Source organism: Microbacterium ginsengiterrae, from assembly GCF_014205075.1.
Taxonomy (GTDB): domain Bacteria; phylum Actinomycetota; class Actinomycetes; order Actinomycetales; family Microbacteriaceae; genus Microbacterium; species Microbacterium ginsengiterrae.
Genome location: NZ_JACHMU010000001.1, coordinates 2826969 through 2843253, shown reverse-complemented (window position 1 = coordinate 2843253; position 16285 = coordinate 2826969). Strand labels below are relative to the sequence as shown.

At 67.8% G+C, this 16285-nt stretch carries 15 protein-coding genes and 1 other RNA gene; 9 read left to right on the top strand and 7 right to left on the bottom strand.

Going from position 1 to position 16285, the window contains the following annotated elements; translation table 11 throughout:
* Window positions 1-5: 5 nt before the first annotated feature.
* Window positions 6-381, top strand: an RNA gene (gene rnpB, locus HD600_RS13805) — RNase P RNA component class A.
* 11 nt (window positions 382-392) lie between these two features.
* Here rnpB and HD600_RS13800 read toward each other — a convergent pair.
* The gene (locus tag HD600_RS13800; protein ID WP_144796237.1) at window positions 393-665 is read right to left on the bottom strand and encodes a hypothetical protein; all 273 of its coding nucleotides are present in this window, start codon (window positions 663-665) and stop codon (window positions 393-395) included.
* 166 nt (window positions 666-831) lie between these two features.
* Here HD600_RS13800 and HD600_RS13795 point away from each other — a divergent pair, with 166 nt between their 5' ends.
* A complete protein-coding gene (locus tag HD600_RS13795) occupies window positions 832-1704 on the top strand; it encodes an oxygenase MpaB family protein (protein ID WP_144796236.1) in 873 nt (290 codons plus the stop codon).
* A gap of 81 nt (window positions 1705-1785) precedes the next feature.
* On the opposite strand, the gene ppgK is transcribed toward HD600_RS13795, so the two are convergent.
* The gene (ppgK, locus tag HD600_RS13790) at window positions 1786-2544 is read right to left on the bottom strand and encodes a polyphosphate--glucose phosphotransferase (protein ID WP_144796235.1); all 759 of its coding nucleotides are present in this window, start codon (window positions 2542-2544) and stop codon (window positions 1786-1788) included.
* Between the two features lie 94 nt (window positions 2545-2638).
* Between ppgK and HD600_RS13785 the strand changes: the two genes are divergently transcribed.
* Genes HD600_RS13785 through HD600_RS13770 form a run of 4 tightly spaced genes read left to right on the top strand, consistent with a single transcriptional unit; the run spans window position 2639 to window position 8144 of the window.
* A complete protein-coding gene (locus HD600_RS13785) occupies window positions 2639-2854 on the top strand; it encodes an SPOR domain-containing protein (protein ID WP_144796234.1) in 216 nt (71 codons plus the stop codon).
* A gap of 14 nt (window positions 2855-2868) precedes the next feature.
* On the top strand, window positions 2869-4206 hold the full coding sequence (locus tag HD600_RS13780; protein ID WP_144797050.1) for a glutamine synthetase family protein: 1338 nt from the start codon (window positions 2869-2871) through the stop codon (window positions 4204-4206).
* A gap of 3 nt (window positions 4207-4209) precedes the next feature.
* Window positions 4210-7185: a bifunctional [glutamine synthetase] adenylyltransferase/[glutamine synthetase]-adenylyl-L-tyrosine phosphorylase gene (locus HD600_RS13775; RefSeq protein ID WP_184284334.1), complete on the top strand. Its 2976-nt coding sequence runs from the start codon at window positions 4210-4212 to the stop codon at window positions 7183-7185.
* Between the two features lie 47 nt (window positions 7186-7232).
* Window positions 7233-8144, top strand: a complete 912-nt coding sequence (locus HD600_RS13770) for a diacylglycerol/lipid kinase family protein (RefSeq protein WP_144796232.1) — start codon at window positions 7233-7235, stop codon at window positions 8142-8144.
* 18 nt (window positions 8145-8162) lie between these two features.
* Here HD600_RS13770 and HD600_RS13765 read toward each other — a convergent pair whose 3' ends face one another.
* Together HD600_RS13765 and glnA are read right to left on the bottom strand one after the other, a co-directional pair.
* Complete coding sequence (locus tag HD600_RS13765) at window positions 8163-8471, bottom strand: DUF7882 family protein (RefSeq protein WP_184284333.1); 309 nt, start codon at window positions 8469-8471, stop codon at window positions 8163-8165.
* 83 nt (window positions 8472-8554) lie between these two features.
* Window positions 8555-9979 (bottom strand): type I glutamate--ammonia ligase, encoded by a 1425-nt coding sequence (gene glnA, locus HD600_RS13760; protein ID WP_144796230.1) that lies wholly within the window; start codon window positions 9977-9979, stop codon window positions 8555-8557.
* Between the two features lie 122 nt (window positions 9980-10101).
* Between glnA and HD600_RS13755 the strand changes: the two genes are divergently transcribed.
* Window positions 10102-10497 carry an RDD family protein gene (locus HD600_RS13755; RefSeq protein WP_184284331.1) on the top strand — a complete coding sequence of 132 codons (396 nt, stop codon included), beginning with the start codon at window positions 10102-10104 and terminating at the stop codon, window positions 10495-10497.
* A gap of 9 nt (window positions 10498-10506) precedes the next feature.
* Here HD600_RS13755 and HD600_RS13750 read toward each other — a convergent pair whose 3' ends face one another.
* Complete coding sequence (locus HD600_RS13750) at window positions 10507-10995, bottom strand: ATP-dependent zinc protease family protein (RefSeq protein ID WP_184284329.1); 489 nt, start codon at window positions 10993-10995, stop codon at window positions 10507-10509.
* Between the two features lie 17 nt (window positions 10996-11012).
* Here HD600_RS13750 and HD600_RS13745 point away from each other — a divergent pair, with 17 nt between their 5' ends.
* The gene (locus HD600_RS13745) at window positions 11013-12197 is read left to right on the top strand and encodes a RimK family alpha-L-glutamate ligase (protein ID WP_144796227.1); all 1185 of its coding nucleotides are present in this window, start codon (window positions 11013-11015) and stop codon (window positions 12195-12197) included.
* Window positions 12198-12251: 54 nt separating this feature from the next.
* On the opposite strand, the gene HD600_RS13740 is transcribed toward HD600_RS13745, so the two are convergent.
* Window positions 12252-12962: a DUF4191 family protein gene (locus tag HD600_RS13740; RefSeq protein ID WP_184284328.1), complete on the bottom strand. Its 711-nt coding sequence runs from the start codon at window positions 12960-12962 to the stop codon at window positions 12252-12254.
* Between the two features lie 143 nt (window positions 12963-13105).
* Here HD600_RS13740 and HD600_RS13735 point away from each other — a divergent pair, with 143 nt between their 5' ends.
* Complete coding sequence (locus HD600_RS13735) at window positions 13106-14521, top strand: hypothetical protein (RefSeq protein WP_184284326.1); 1416 nt, start codon at window positions 13106-13108, stop codon at window positions 14519-14521.
* Window positions 14522-14534: 13 nt separating this feature from the next.
* Here the strand turns inward: HD600_RS13735 and sucB are convergent, their stop codons facing one another.
* A complete protein-coding gene (gene sucB, locus HD600_RS13730) occupies window positions 14535-16277 on the bottom strand; it encodes a 2-oxoglutarate dehydrogenase, E2 component, dihydrolipoamide succinyltransferase (RefSeq protein ID WP_184284324.1) in 1743 nt (580 codons plus the stop codon).
* Window positions 16278-16285 lie beyond the last annotated feature (8 nt).

Sequence of the window (16285 nt, the reverse complement as noted above, 5' to 3'; positions counted from 1 at the left end):
GCGAATGGGGCGGCTGGACGGTCGCGTTGCGGGAGACCGCACCGAGGAACGTCCGGGCTCCACAGGGCAGGACGGTGGGTAACACCCACCCGGAGCAATCCGCGAGACAGTGCCACAGAGAGCAGACCGCCCTCCGGACTCCGGTCCGGAAGGTAAGGGTGAAAGGGTGGAGTAAGAGACCACCGGGGGTCATGGTGACATGACCCGCCAGGTAAACCTCGTCCGGAGCAAGGTCAGACAGAGGATGATGACGCGGCTCGCCGAGTCCTCGGGTAGACCGCTGGAGCGGCACGGCAACGTGTCGCCGAGAGAGATGGCCGTCGAAGGGAACCCTCGAGAGAGGCCCCGGAACAGAACCCGGCGTACAGGCCGCCCCATTCGCACTCCGGGAACTAGGCCCGGCGGACCGAGAGCATCATCCACCCCTCCGGGACCTTGGCGATGAGCGCATCCATGTCCTCGGCCTCGATCTCGCGCAGCTCGTCGAAGCGCTGAAAGGTGGCCTCCATCTTCCTGGCCCCGCCCCGCGCCATCGAGACGGGCGCGTTGATCAGATCCCAGCCCTCCGGCATCTGCGTGATGACCTCGTTGCGCATGTCCGGGATGTGCTCGCCCTCCACGGAGACGGTGCGGACTTCGACAGGACGGATCAGGGCGACGAGCATGCTCACAAGCCTACGTCCGTCGACATATGGTCTCGGCGTCGCCCGCGCGATCGCTAGGCTCTGATCGAACGCACCGACACGGCTCCCAGCGCGCACGCGCAACCCGATTCGAGCCGGCACGGCGCTGTTGCCGTTCGCGGTGCCCTTCGAGAGGGGAAGACTATTCATGACGGACGTACACCCGAGTCGTACGCTCGGCGACGCGCCACGCGCGGACGACGGCTACTACGGCCCTGACAGCGTCTCGTGGCGCGTGTTCTCGGACCCCGGTTCGATGCTCGGTGCGAAGAACGCCGTGTTCCTGCAGATGCTGGAGCCGGGCATGATGACGCACTTCGAACGCGTGTCCTTGACCACGGAGGGGCCCGAGGCGATGGCGGCGCGCTTCGACCGCACCTCTGCCTATCTGCGGGATGCCGTCTTCGCCGACAAGGCGCACGCGGATGCCGCAGCAGCGCACGTCGACCGTCTGCACGAGCGTGCGACCTGGACCGATCCGGAGACCGGCGAGGTCGTCACGGCGAAGCAGCCGACCTGGCAGCGGTGGACATGGTGGACGTACATCTGGTCCGCTGTGCGCGGTTACCAGGAGTTCGGCCCCGGCCTGTCCGTCGCGGACTCCGATCGCGTCGTGGTCGAATCACGTCAGGGTGCGCAGATGCTGCACGTTCCCGGTCCGTACTTCGACACCTTCGCGGAGCTCGACGCATACATCCGCGAGGAGCTGAACTCCAAGGCGCTGACGATCTTCGCCGCGCTCGCGGGGCATTCGCTCCGGCATCCCGATGTGAAGGGCCCGATCGCGAAGTGGGCGACGCGGCGCGTGCTCAACGGCGTGCTCTCGCTGCTGCCGGAGGCCGCACTGTACTTCTACGCGCTCGAGGACCGGAGTGCGAAGGAACTCGCAAAGGGTGCACGATTCACCAAGTGGGTCGCGAAGCTCGCCCGCAAGAACCAGACCGCTGAGGATCTCATCGCTCAGGCGATCGGCGACTCGATCGCCAAGCCGTACCAGAAGGTCAGGGTCCGCAAGGGCTGACCGGACGACGAAGCGGGGCGCACGATCTCTCGTGCGCCCCGCTTCGTGTCTTCGGTCGCCTCCTGGACGACCCAGTCAATGTCAGTCGGCGGCGAGGGATGCTGCGCCGATGATGCCGGACGAGTTGCGGTGGATCGCCGGGACGATCGGCGTGTTGAGTTCCAATCGCGGGAGGAACTTCTCCGGGTGCTTGGAGACGCCTCCGCCGACGACGAACAGGTCGGGGGTGAACAGGAACTCGACGTGCGAGAAGAACACCTGAAGGCGCGCCGACCACTCCTGCCAGGAGAGCTTCTCGCGCTCCATGGCCGAGTACGCCGTCCATCGCTCGATGGATGCCTCGCCGACGGTCGTGCCGTTGTACAGCAGGTGGCCGAGCTCGGTGTTGGGGAGCAGGACGCCGTCGTACAGGAATGCGGAACCGATGCCGGTGCCGAGGGTGGCGAGGATCGTCAGACCCTCGACGTCACGCGCGGCGCCATGGCGGACCTCGGCGACGCCGGCGGCATCCGCATCGTTGACGAAGGTGATGGAGCGACCGAGGCCGTCTTCGAAGAACTTCTCGGCCTCGAAGCCGATCCACTCCTTCGACACGTTCGCGGCGGACAGCGTCTTGCCGCGCTTCACGATGGCCGGGAAGGCGACGCCAAGCGGTAGGTCGGACTCGCGCACACCGAGTGTGTCGAGCACCTCGTTGACGGCGGAGAGGACGTCCTCGGGAGACGCGCCCTTGGGGGTGTCGACCCGGATGCGGTCCGATTCCAGAGTGCCCGCCGAGAGGTCGACGATGCCTGCTTTGATACCTGTGCCGCCGATGTCGACGCCGATCGCTTTTGCCATGCGCAATAGCCTAGCCAGACCTGGGCGCGCCACTAGGATCGTGACAGAGCATTCACGAAGGGATGACGCCATGTCTCGAGGAGAAGATTCATACATGTCCAGTGGTGAGCACAAGTACTGGTACAACACCTCCTCCGGCGAGGTCGAGTACGGCCTGCTGTCGCCTGCTGTCGATCGCGTCGGACCCTTCGACACGAAGGAGGCCGCTGCGAACGCGATGGAGACCCTCCGTGCGCGCTCCGAGGCCTGGGCTGCAGAAGAGGCCATCGACGAGGACTGGCGCAAGGCCTCCGACGTGGACGGGAAGTAGCGGGGCGTATGAGCATGGACAAGCAGCGGGACTTCGTCCTGCGGACGATCGAGGAGCGCGGCGTCAAGTTCGTGCGCCTGTGGTTCACGGATGTCATCGGCACCCTGAAGTCCGTGGCGATCGCGCCGGCGGAGGTCGAAGGAGCGTTCGCCGAGGGGATCGGTTTCGACGGTTCGGCGATCGAGGGGCTCACGCGCACGCACGAGTCCGACCTGCTCGCGCAGCCCGACCCGACGACGTTCCAGATCCTCCCGTGGCGCGGTGAGATCGACCCGACGGCTCGCATGTTCTGCGACCTCACCATGCCCGACGGCGAGCCGGCGGTCGCCGACCCGCGCAACGTCCTCAAGCGCACGCTGGCCAAGGCCGCCGACGCCGGCTTCACCTTCTACACGCACCCCGAGATCGAGTTCTACCTGCTGAAGTCCTCCGTGATCGGCCCGGACGGGCCCGTCCCGGTCGACTCCGCGGGTTACTTCGACAACGTGCCAGGTGGCACGGCGCACGACTTCCGTCGTCGCTCGGTGCGGATGCTGGAGGACCTCGGCATCTCGGTCGAGTACAGCCACCACGAGGGTGGCCCGGGGCAGAACGAGATCGACCTGCGCTACGCGGACGCCCTGACCACGGCCGACAACGTCATGACCTTCCGCACGGTGGTCAAGGAAGTCGCGATCGAACAGGGCGTGTACGCCACGTTCATGCCCAAGCCCATGAGCGACCAGCCGGGCAGCGGCATGCACACGCACATGTCGTTGTTCGAGGGGGACCAGAACGCGTTCTGGGAGGAGGGGGCGAAGTACCAGCTCTCGCGCACCGGCCGCCACTTCATCGCCGGTCTCCTCAAGCACGCCAACGAGATCGCGGCCGTCACCAACCAGTTCGTCAACTCCTACAAGCGGCTCTGGGGCGGCGACGAGGCGCCCAGCTTCGTCACCTGGGGTCACGCGAACCGCTCCGCGCTCGTCCGGGTGCCGATGTACAAGCCGAACAAGAGCCAGTCCTCGCGGGTCGAGTACCGCGGCATCGACTCGGCCGCCAACCCGTACCTCGCCTACGCATTGATGCTGGCCGCCGGCCTCAAGGGCATCGAGAACGAGTACGAGCTGCCTCCGGAGGCGGAGAACAACGTCTGGTCGCTGACGGACGCGGAGCGTCGTGCGCTGGGCTACTCCTCGCTGCCGGCGAGCCTCGACCATGCGCTCGAGCTCATGCAGGACTCCGAGCTCGTCGCCGAGACGCTCGGCGAGCAGGTGTTCAACTACGTGCTCCTCAACAAGCGCAAGGAGTGGGAGGCGTACCGCGGTCAGGTCACGCCCTTCGAGTTGAAGAGCAACCTCGAACTGCTCTGAGTGATGGCGCGGTCACAGTCCGCTCTTTCGCGCTCGGCGCTGGCGCGTCTCGGGTTCACCGACCTGAGCGCCGGCGCCGAGGCGGTGGATGAGCTCTCCCTGCTGCTGGGCATCGACGGTGCGCGGCTGCTCGACGGCGCCGTCGCGGCGGACCCCGATGTGGCGGCCGAGGGGATGCTGCGCGTCGCCAGACGCGACGTCGATGCGCTTCGTCCGCTGATCGAGGACGACGACGCGCGCGAGACGGTCTGGCGTCTGTTCGGGGCGTCGACGGGGCTGGCGGACTTCTTCCAGCGGCATCCTCAGGAACTCTCGGTGCTGGCGGAGGCCGGCCCACTCGTTCCCAATGCGATGATGCTGCGCGAGCGGATGCTGGCTGCCGTCGACGCGACGGACGGCGTGGCCGCCTCCGGCGACGAGAGCGCCTGGGTGGCGCTGCGCGTCGCCTATCGTCGATCCCTGGCGGAGATCGCAGCGATCGACGTCATGACGCCCGAGCCCGCGTCCCGTATCGCGGCGATCTCCGCAGCCCTCGCCGACGCGGCAGGAGCTGCGCTCGAAGCATCCCTCGCGGTGGCACGTGCACGCGTGGCGACGAGTATCCCCGCGGAGCAGGTCGCACAGACCCAGCTGGCGATCATCGGCATGGGCAAGGCGGGCGCGCGAGAGCTCAACTACGTCAGTGACGTCGATGTCATCTTCGTCGGAGGCACCGCCGACGACAGTGTGCTCGAGGAGGCGCGCGCGATCGACATCGCGACGCGCCTCGCGCGGGAGACGATCAAGGGGATCTCCGGGATCGAGGTCGAGCCGCCCCTGTGGGAGGTCGACGCGAACCTGCGGCCCGAGGGCAAACAGGGCGCGCTGGTCCGGTCGCTGGGGTCGCATCTGGCCTACTACGACCGCTGGGCCAAGAGCTGGGAGTTCCAGGCGCTGCTCAAGGCGCGGCCGCTCGCCGGCGACGACGACCTCGGACAGGCGTACATCGAGGCCGTGCAGCCGAAGATCTGGTCGAGCGCGGCGAGGGAGGACTTCGTCGACAGCGTCCAGCGGATGCGCGAACGTGTGACCGAGCACGTGGATGCCGACGATGCCCCGTACCAGCTCAAGCTCGGCGTGGGTGGCCTGCGCGACATCGAGTTCACCGTGCAACTGCTGCAACTCGTGCACGGCCTCACCGACCCGGGTCTGCGCACGCGCGGCACGCTGGAGAGCCTGGATGCGCTCGTCGCCGGCGGCTACATCGGCCGTACCGACGCTGCCGCGTTCGCCTCCGACTACCGCACCCTCCGCCTTCTCGAGCACCGTCTGCAGCTCCGAGACCTCACCCGCACGCATCTCATGCCGAGGACGAGCGAGGAGCGGCGCATCCTGGCCCGGGCGTCGGGTCTCGCGGAGACGGGGGATGCGATCTGGAAGGTGTGGGAGCAGGTGCGCCGGGAGGTGCGCGACATCCACACGCGTCTGTTCTACCGTCCGTTGCTGAGCGCGGTCGCGGCGCTGCCGGAGGAGGAACGCACGCTGTCGACGGAGCAGGCGCGCGATCGTCTGGCCGCCATCGGGTTCCGCGATCCCGCCGGCGCGCTGCGACACATCGGTGCGCTCACCTCCGGCATCAGCCGCAAGGTCACCATCCAGCGCCACCTCATGCCCGTCATGGTGCGCTGGTTCGCGGACGGAAGCGACCCCGACTACGGACTTCTCGCATTCCGGCGCATCAGCGAGCGCCTCGGCGACACCTCGTGGTTCCTTCGGATGCTGCGCGATTCCTCCGGCGCGGCGGAGAACCTGACGATCCTGCTGTCCTCCTCGCGCTACGTCGGAGAACTGCTGGAATGGATCCCGGAGTCCGTCGCCTGGCTCGAGCGTGCCGACCGGCTGCGGCCGCGCGGCGCCGACAAGCTCGAGGAAGAGGCCAGGGCCATCCAGACCCGGCATGCGTCGGTGTCCTCGGCCCTGAAGGCCGTCCGGGCCCTGCGGCGTCGCGAGTTGCTCCGCACCGCCATGGGCGCCGTCCTCGACGTGCTCACGATCGAGGAACTGGCCGCCGCGCTGACGGCGATCACCGACACGACGATCCAGGCCGCGCTGCGCGCGGTGCGACGCGAGGTCGTCCCCGTGGAGGACGCGTCCTTCCAGTTCGCCATCATCGGCATGGGCCGGTTCGGCGGCGCGGAGCTCGGCTTCGGCTCCGACGCCGACATCCTCTACGTCTACGAGCCGGGCGACGTGGAACCGGAGCGCGCGCAGAAGCTCGCCGGCCAGCTGGTGGCCGGCCTGCGCGAGCATCTCCGCGACGCCAAGGTACCGCTGGACCTCGACGCGGATCTGCGCCCAGAGGGCCGCAGCGGGCCGCTCGTGCGGTCCCTCACCGCCTACTCGGAGTACTACCGGCGCTGGTCCCTGTCGTGGGAGGCGCAGGCGCTCCTGCGCGCCAGAGGAGTGGCCGGTGATCCTGACCTGCTGACGCGGTTCATGGCGATGGCCGACAGCATCCGTTACCCGGAAGCCGTCGACGAGAACTCCTTGCGCGAGATCAAGCGGATCAAGGCACGCATCGAGGGCGAGCGCCTGCCTCAGGGCGCTGACCCGCATCGTCACCTCAAGCTCGGCCCCGGCGGCCTCAGCGATGTGGAGTGGCTCGTCCAGCTGATCCAGCTGCAGCACGCCCATGCCGTCCCCGGTCTTCGGACGACCTCCACGCTCGACGCGCTCCAGGTCGCCGTCGACGCCGGCCTCATCGAGCGGGAGGACGCCGAGCTTCTGCGCGAGGCCTGGCTGCTGGCCAGCCGTCTGCGGTCGGCCATCACCCTTCGCACCGGACAGACGAGTGATCTGCTGCCGTGGGACCGTCGCGAGCTCGACGCGATCGGGCGCCTGCTGGGCTATCCGGAGCGATCGGCCAACGAGATCGAAGAGGATTATCTCGGCACGACACGACGTGCACGCCGCGTCTTCGAGCAGCTGTTCTACGGGTGAGCGTGCGTCGAGTTGCGCGAAGCGCCCTGCTGGCTCAGGCTGAGCACATGACGACGAAGACCGCCCTCATCTGGAACCCCTCGAAGATCGACGAGGACACGCTGCGCTCGGCGGTGGCCGAGCACATCGGCGACGACGTGCAGTGGTGGGAGACCAGCGTGGAAGACCCGGGGCGCGGCATGGCGCAGGAGGCACTCGCTGCGGGCTGCTCGACCGTGATCGCCGTCGGCGGGGACGGCACAGTGCGCGCGGTGGCCGAGGCTCTGGCCGGGACGGACGCGCTCCTCGGGATCGTGCCTCAAGGGACGGGGAACCTGCTCGCGCGCAACCTCGACGTCCCGCTCGACGACATCCCCGGCGCGCTGCGACGCATCAGCGCGGGCGAGTCGCGTCCGATCGACCTCGGCTGGGTTCTGCTCGACGAGGAGGAGCACGCGTTCGCCGTCATGGTCGGGTTTGGCATCGACGCGCAGATGCTCGTCGAGACGGACGACGACCTCAAGGACAAGGCCGGATGGCTCGCGTATGTCGAGGCGATGGGCCGGGCGGTGGCAGGGGCCGAGATGACCGCGATCACGCTCACGGTCGACGACGGCGAGCCGCAGGAGGTGAGCGCCCACACGATGCTCATCGGGAACTGCGGCATGCTCCAGGGCGGTCTGCGTCTGCTTCCCGATGCGAAGATCGACGACGGGCGCCTCGACCTGCTGATGGTGAGCGCTGACGGTGCCCTGCAGTGGATGGAGACCGTGCGATCGGTCGTCTGGGACAACGGCATCCGTCGCCTGCTCACCAAGGACGACGAGGCCGTGAGCACGGACTCGACCCAGCACCTGACGGCGGAGCGTGTCGTCGTGCGGCTGGCGCAGCCGTCCATGTTCGAGATCGACGGCGAAGAGGTCGGCGAGGTGTCGTCGTTCGAGGTGCGGGTGCAGGCAGGTGCGGTGAACGTCCTCTGACCGATCCTCAGAGCCGTCTCAGGTCGGCGGCGGGATCAGATGGTCGAGGATGAGCTCGCCAGTCGCGTTGGTCGCCTGCATGATGGCTTCGAGCCGTTTCGGGTCGATGGGCGGCACGTCGGCGTCGTCGAAGACGAACAGCAACGGGACGCACGGATGGATCCATGCGGTCATGCGGCCGTCTCCGCTGCCGTCCACGGGTTGCCAGGTCATCATGAAGCTCTCCTGGCGGCGCAGTTTGACGCCGATCACGACCTTCAGGTGAGCGAGCGTCGCGTCCTCGATGTGGATCGGCGGTGCGGTGCTGTCGTACTTGAATCTGCCCATACTGCACGCTAGCGCCCGCCGGAGAAAGCGAGAAGAGGCCACCCCGCGGTGCGGGGCGACCTCTTCTCGTCAGCGCGGAAGTGTCAGACGCCGTAGTACAGCTCGAACTCGAACGGGTGCGGACGCTGCGCGATCGGCAGGATCTCGTTCTCGATCTTGTAGGAGATCCAGGTCTCGATGAGCTCCTCGGTGAAGACACCGCCCTCGAGCAGGAAGCGGTGGTCGGCGCGCAGCGCCTCCAGCGAGTCCAGCAGGGAGTTGGGCACCTGCGGGATGTTCTTGGCCTCCTCCGGCGGGAGCTCGTAGAGGTCCTTGTCGACGGGCTCGTGCGGCTCGATGCGGTTCTTGATGCCGTCGAGGCCCGCCATCAGCTGCGCGGCGAAGGCCAGGTACGGGTTTCCGGACGCGTCGGGAGCGCGGAACTCGATGCGCTTGGCCTTCGGGTTCGAGCCGGTGATCGGGATGCGGATCGCCGCGGAGCGGTTGCCGGCGGAGTACACCAGGTTCACCGGCGCCTCGAAGCCCTTCACCAGACGGTGGTAGCTGTTGAGGGTCGGGTTCGTGAAGGCGAGCAGCGCGGGAGCGTGGGCGAGGATGCCACCGATGTACCAGCGCGCGATGTCGCTGAGCTGGCCGTAGCCGGCCTCGTCGTAGAACAGGGGCTTGCCCTCGCTCCACAGCGACTGGTGGGTGTGCATGCCGGAGCCGTTGTCACCGTAGAGCGGCTTGGGCATGAACGTCGCCGTCTTGCCCCACTGCTCTGCGGTGTTCTTGACGATGTACTTGAACTTCAGGATGTCGTCGGCCGCGTGGACCATCGTGTCGAACTTGTAGTTGATCTCGGCCTGACCGGCCGTGCCGACCTCGTGGTGCGAGCGCTCGACCTCGAGGCCCGCCTCCATGAGCTTGAGCACGATGTCGTCGCGGAGGTCCGCCTGCTTGTCGACGGGGGAGACGGGGAAGTAGCCGCCCTTGTACGGGGTCTTGTTGCCGAGGTTGCCGCCCTCTTCCTTGCGGCCGGTGTTCCAGGCTGCCTCCTCGGAGTCGACGCTGTAGAAGCTCTTGCCGGCGGTGACCTCGTAGCGGACGTCGTCGAAGACGTAGAACTCGGCCTCAGGGGCGAAGAACGCGGTGTCGGCGATGCCGGTCGACGCGAGGTACTTCTCGGCGTTCTTGGCGACCTGGCGGGGGTCCTTCGTGTAGATCTCGCCGGTGCGCGGGTTGTAGATGTCGAAGACCATGATCAGGGTCTTCTCCTCGCGGAACGGGTCGAGGTACGCCGTCGTCACGTCGGGGATGAGCTGCATGTCCGATTCGTGGATGCTGGCGAAGCCGCGGATCGACGAGCCGTCGAAGAGCTGTCCGTCCGTGAAGAAGGCTTCGTCGACAGTCGACGCGGGGATGTTGAAGTGCTGCTGCACGCCGGGCAGATCGGTGAAACGGATGTCAAGGAATTTGACATCGTTCTCCTTGATGTAGCTCAGCACCTCGGATGAATCGGTGAACATGTATCACTCCTGGATGACGCGGGTCGGGGCTTTCAGGCCTTCGTGAAGATTAGGGCGAGGGGGTTTCCCAGCCGTGTCCTCTTTGTTTCGGCCATGTTACAGAGCCTCGATAGGATGGACATGTGACAGACGCGGCGAACTCATACCCGGGAGAGCGCCTCGGCTTCCCCTCCACCGGACCGGGGAGCATCGCTCGGGTCGGGCGTCGCATCGCCGCCCTCGCGATCGACTGGGCCGCTGCCGTCGTCATCTCGATCGCGTTCTTCGAGTACGACTCGCTTGCGACTCTCAGCGTCTTCGCCGTCGTTCAGATCCTGTTCATCCCCACGCTGGGCGGCAGCCCTGGGCACCGGATCCTCGGAATGCGGGTGGTCCTGCTCAACGGTGCCTGGATCGGTATGTGGCGTCCGATCGTGAGGACACTCCTGCTCGTCCTCGTCATCCCCGCGGTCATCTGGGACCCCGATCAGCGCGGGCTCCACGACAAGAGCGTCGGCGCCGTACTCATCCGCGCCTGATCGCGCTCCTCAGACGCGTCCCCGGTTGCGGCGACGAGCCTCCTTCGGGGCGCGCCCGCCGATGAAGGACCGGGCGGGGTCGACGATGAAGCCGCGGCGCAGAGCCTCTCTTCCGATCAGCATCCGGAATCCCATCTCGTCACGATTGCTCAAGGTCACCTCGGACACGACGAGCCGATCGACCAGACGGATCGCGAGAAGGACCACGAGTCTCTCCTGGGCATGGCCGGACGAACTGCGCACCGCGCGGCGATCGTGCACGGGACACTCGACGATCGTCGCATCCGCATCCGTGTCCTGCCACGGATTGACGCGGAAACGCACCCAGTCCTCGCCCTCGCGGTCGAACTCGACGATGTCGAACGCGTGCAGCGACGAGGTGCGTGCGCCGGTGTCGATCTTGGCCTTGATCCAATCCACACCCGCGTCGGGGAGGCTCACCCATTCACGCCACCCGATAAGAGTGTTTGAATGAGATGTCTTACCCACGCGATACATCTTGGCAGGAAAAACACGTGAAGCTCGCCGTCCTCTCCCGCGCACCGCACGCGTACTCCACACAGCGTCTGCGCGCGGCAGCGCAGCAGCGCGGGCACGACGTGAAGGTGCTCAACACCCTCAAGTTCGCCATAGATCTGACCGCTGACGAGCCCGACCTCCATTTCCGAGGCAAGCCGCTGAGCGACTACGACGCGATCCTCCCGAGGATCGGCAGCTCGATCACCTATTTCGGCACCGCCGTGGTGCGTCAGTTCGAGCAGATGGACGTCTACACGCCCAACACCGCCAACGGCATCTCCAGCGCGAGGGACAAACTGCGCGCGAGCCAGATCCTGTCTCGGCACAACATCGCCATGCCCGCCACGGCGTTCGTGCGCAACCGTGCGGATGTCCGCCCGGCGATCGAGCGCGTCGGCGGTGCTCCCGTCGTCATCAAGCTGCTCGAGGGGACCCAGGGGATCGGTGTCATCCTCGCACCGCAGGTGAAGGTCGCCGAGGCGATCATCGAGACGCTGCATTCGACGAATCAGAACGTCCTCATCCAGAAGTTCATCTCCGAGAGCAGGGGACGAGACATCCGCGCGCTCGTGGTCGGCGACCGCGTCGTCGCGGCGATGCGGCGCGTCGCGGCAGGCGATGAGTTCCGGTCCAACGTCCACCGCGGCGGCAGCGTCGAAGCCGTGCAGCTCGACCCCGTGTACGAGCAGGCGGCGGTGCGATCGGCGCAGATCATGGGTCTGCGCGTCGCCGGTGTGGACATGCTCGAGGGGGATGACGGACCGCTCGTGATGGAGGTCAACTCCTCACCGGGCCTGCAGGGGATCGAAGCGGCGACGAAGCTCGACGTGGCCGGTGCCATCATCGACTACATCGCCGGGCAGGTGGCGTTCCCGGAGATCGATGTGCGTCAGCGTCTGACGGTGTCGACGGGCTACGGCGTCGCCGAGCTCAGCGTGCACAGCGCCGCGGAGCTCGTCGGCAAGACGCTGGGCGAGTCGGGGCTGTGGGAGCGCGACATCACCGTGCTGACGCTGCACCGCGGGGTGAACGTCATCCCGAACCCCCGTAAGCACGTGGTCCTCGAGGCCGACGACCGGCTCCTCTGCTTCGGGAAGCTCGACGAGATGCGGTCGATGATCCCCGAGCGCCGCCGTCGGCGGGCACGCGTGCGCAAGCTCCCCAAGCAGCCCCTGAACTGAACGGCCCCGGTCCGGGCCGTGCGGCGAGGTTGAGGCTGAGCCTGCGGTCGTGACTCAGCGCGGACGCTGAGCGCGGACCTTGGTCGGGTCGATGCCCTTCGGGATGGGCAGGGACGTCGCGGACTGCGAGACGGAGTCGACGCGTCGGATGACGGCGGCCATCGTCGTCTTGTCGATGGCCTTCGGCAGCTTCTTGATCGTCTTGGCCAGGTCGCCGATCGCGATGTCGTCCTCGCCGTGTCCGACGTAGTAGACGTTCACGGGAACACCGTGGGCGACGCGCTGCGCCTTGGTGCGCTCCTCGTTGATGAGACGGGTGAGCCGGCCGCGGGTGCCCTCACCCACGACGACGATTCCGCCGCGGCCGATCGCGCGGTAGACCGCTTCCTGGGTCTTGGGGTTGATCCCGACCGGGGTGTCCGAGGCCTGCCACTTGCGGCCGAGGCTCGTGCTGAGCACGTGTCCGGTCGCGCCGGGCATCCCGTCGATCTTCTTGTACATCGCCGAGGTCGAAAGTCGCGTCATGAGGAACATCGCGCCGAACACGCCGACCATGAGACCGGTGACGCCCCAGAGGATGAGCGACCAGATCTGCAGCGGCGGGATGAGGTAGCCGACGACGAGGCCGAGCAGGATGCCGCCGATGAGGATCGCGATCTGCGCCCACGGCAGCCACGGGTAGACCTCGCGCGTGAACCGGAAGAGGGATTTGATCTGGGAGAAGAACCCAGGACGCTTTTCGGGGTCGGGAGCACGCTTAGCCATACTCACCAGGATACCGGCATGTCCTCATGCGCGTGTTCGCGCGCGTCGCGCTCTCGTCCTCCACAGTCAGGGAAGAACAGATCTCATCCTCCTCACCCGGTGGAGCCCGCCTGCGAGTCATTCCGGTCCGGTGTGCTGGGTGCATGACGTCGACCGACACTCCCACGGCTCCCGGCGTGCTCGTTCCCGGCGCGCACCGACTCATCCGTGCCGTGGAGAGCGGCGATGGTCCGTTCACCGGTGCGCTGGTGAGTCACGGTGATGACGTGGCTGTGTGTGTGGATGCCGCGGATCTGGCGGGCTGGGGAGGGTGGAGGTACTCCGGCTGCGAACACGTGTGCGGCGTGCTGGATGTCCGTCGTCGCAGCGACGGGCACGACATGCTGCTGCCATGGTGCACGCAGCGCGTGGAGGCCTTCCTCGGTCGCCGCAGGACGGCGGACGTCCTGCTTGCGCCGGGAGAGGTCACCACTCTCGTGGCGAGCCTGCTGCGGGGCGTCGGCGAGCTCGGCGATGACGTCGCAGCGCAGGGCGACTGGTGGCTCACCGGAGACGGGCGGCCGCTCTTCGTGCACGGTGAGGACGGAGGCGCCGCGCGTGTACGGACCGCCGCCCTCATCGATCGCGTCATCCCGCATGCGGCGGATCGCGCGACGGCCAGGATCCTGACGGAGATCGGTGCCGCCCTGCGTGAACCTCGTCACCACCGCGACGACGACGCGAGGTGGGAGCACGAGCTGCTGTCGTCGGCCGCACCGCGTCCGCTGCGCACCGACGTGTTCGCGCCGGAGCGTGCAGCGAGCGTGGCGACGCGCAAGACGGTGCGCGTTCCCACCGAGGGCGTCTCCCGCCCGCGTTCGCGCAGCACTGAACGACGCGGCGTTCGAGAGGGCCTGCTCGCGGCGATGACCGTCATGCGCGAACGGGCGAGGTCTTCGCTGGAACGTTTCGCTCGGACGCGCGCGGCTGACCGCCCCACGGGCCCGATCGGGGCTGAGCGATCGGTACGGCATCCGCACCGTCGATCGCTCGTGCTCGCTGCAACGGTGGCGGCCGTCGTCCTCGGCGTCGGTCTGATGTGGCCGGAAGGCCATGCGGAGGAGGCCGCGCAGACCGTGGACGCCGGGCGGGCCGTGCGCGCCGACTCGGCGATCGTCGACGGCGATCCGTCGGAGGTCGCTCCTTCTTCGACCGTTCCGGAACCGGCGCCGTCGGACGAACCGTCGGAGTCACCGGAGCCGTCCCCGGGAGCGACGGAGGACGCGGTGTCGGCGCTGCCGCGTCTGCTCGAAGCGATCGCCGGCTGCGTGCACGATGGGTCTGAGACATGCCCCGACGCGATCGTCGCCGAGATGATCACACCGACCGACGGACTCATCATCCAGGGTGCGCAGGGAAGCGAGGTGTCCCTCGTCGACGACTACGGGGACGTCACGGTCATGAGGCTGAGCCCTCTCGACGCCGAGTTCGCGCAGCCGGAGCAGATGGTCGTGCTGGAACGCCCGGAAAGCGAATGGCTGGTGCGCGACGTGTATGACGTCGCGCACCAGCCAGGCTAGGTGACTGCTGGACTCAGATGCCCAGGTCTCCGGCGAACTCCGCGGCCTCCAGGCGCTGCTTGACCGCTCCGAGGAAGCGGGCGGCATCGGCACCGTCGATGATGCGGTGATCGTACGACAGAGCGAGGTACACGTACGAGCGGACCGCGATGGCCTCCGCGCCGTCGACCTTCACGATTCCCGGACGCTTCACGACGACGCCGGTTCCGAGGATCGCGGACTGCGGCAGGAACACCACAGGGGTGTCGAACAGCGCACCGCGCGAACCCGTGTTGGTCAGCGTGAACGTTCCACCGGCGAGCTCATCGGGCTTGAGCTTGTTGTCGCGGGCACGCGCGGCGAGGTCAGCGATCTCGTGGGCGATCTCCGCGAGGTTCTTCGACGCGGCGTCGCGCATCACCGGGGTGAGCAGGCCGCGCTCCGTGTCGACCGCGATCGAGACGTTCTCGGAGTCGGGGTAGACGATGTTCTCGCCCTCGACCGTCGAGTTGATGATCGGGAAGGCACGGAGAGCCTCGGCGGCAGCCAGGGCGAAGAACGGCAGGAACGACAGCTTGTCGCCGGTCTTCTTCTGGAAGTCGACCTTCACGCTGTCGCGGAACGTCGCGATGTTGGTCACATCGACCTCGACGACAGTGGTGAGCTGTGCGGTCTGCTGCATCGACTCGACGGCGCGCTTGGCGACGACCTTGCGCAGACGGGACATCTGCTGGGTCGTGCCGCGCAGCGGCGAGACCTCCAGCGGAGCGGCCTTGGGAGCGGCGGCCGCTGCGGGAGCGGCATCCTTCGCCTCGGCAGCCTTCAGGACGTCTTCCTTGCGGATCCGTCCTCCCACACCCGAACCGGTGACGGTCGAAAGATCGACGCCCTGCTGGGATGCGAGGCGCCGCACGAGCGGGGTCACGTAGAGCGAGCTCTTCTCGTCGCTCTCAGGGGCTGCGGCGGGAGCCTCGGCCTTGGCCGGAGCCTGCGCCTGCGCAGGTGCCTCTTCCTTCGCCGGTGCGGCGGGGGCGGCGGGTGCTTCGGTCGTGGCCTCCGGCTGCGCCGGCGCCTCTGTCTTCGCGGGGGCCTCTGCGGGCGTTGCCTCGGGCTCAGCGGGCGCGGCGGGCTCGGCGGCCGGAGCGGCACCCGAGCCGATGCGGGCGAGGACTCCGCCGACCTCGACGGTCTCGTCCTCTCCGGCCACGATCTCCTGCAGCACGCCGGCGACCGGCGAGGGGATCTCGGTGTCGACCTTGTCGGTCGAGATCTCCAGCAGCGGCTCGTCGACGGCCACGTCCTCGCCGACCTGCTTCAGCCAGCGGGTGACGGTGCCTTCGGTGACGCTCTCGCCGAGCTCCGGCAGACGCACCTCGGTGGCGTCACCGGACGCTGCGGGCGCGGACGATGCGGCGGGAGTCTCCTCAGCGGGAGCCTCCTCGGCCTGGGCGGGAGCCTGTTCGGCCGGTGCGGCCTCGGGGGCCTCTTCGGCGGCGGGCTCTGCCGCGGCGGGAGCGTCGGACTCGGGGGCAGCGGCGCTGCCGTCGCCGATACGGGCCAGGAGCGCGCCCACCTCGACGGTCTCGTCCTCGGCCACGAGGATCTCCTCGATGACGCCGCTGACCGGCGACGGGATCTCGGTGTCGACCTTGTCGGTCGAGATCTCGAGCAGGCCTTCGTCCGCCTGAACGGTGTCTCCGACCTGCTTCAGCCAGCGGGTGACCGTACCCTCGGTGACGCTCTCACCGAGAGCGGGGAGGACCACGGATGTGCTCATGACGGAGT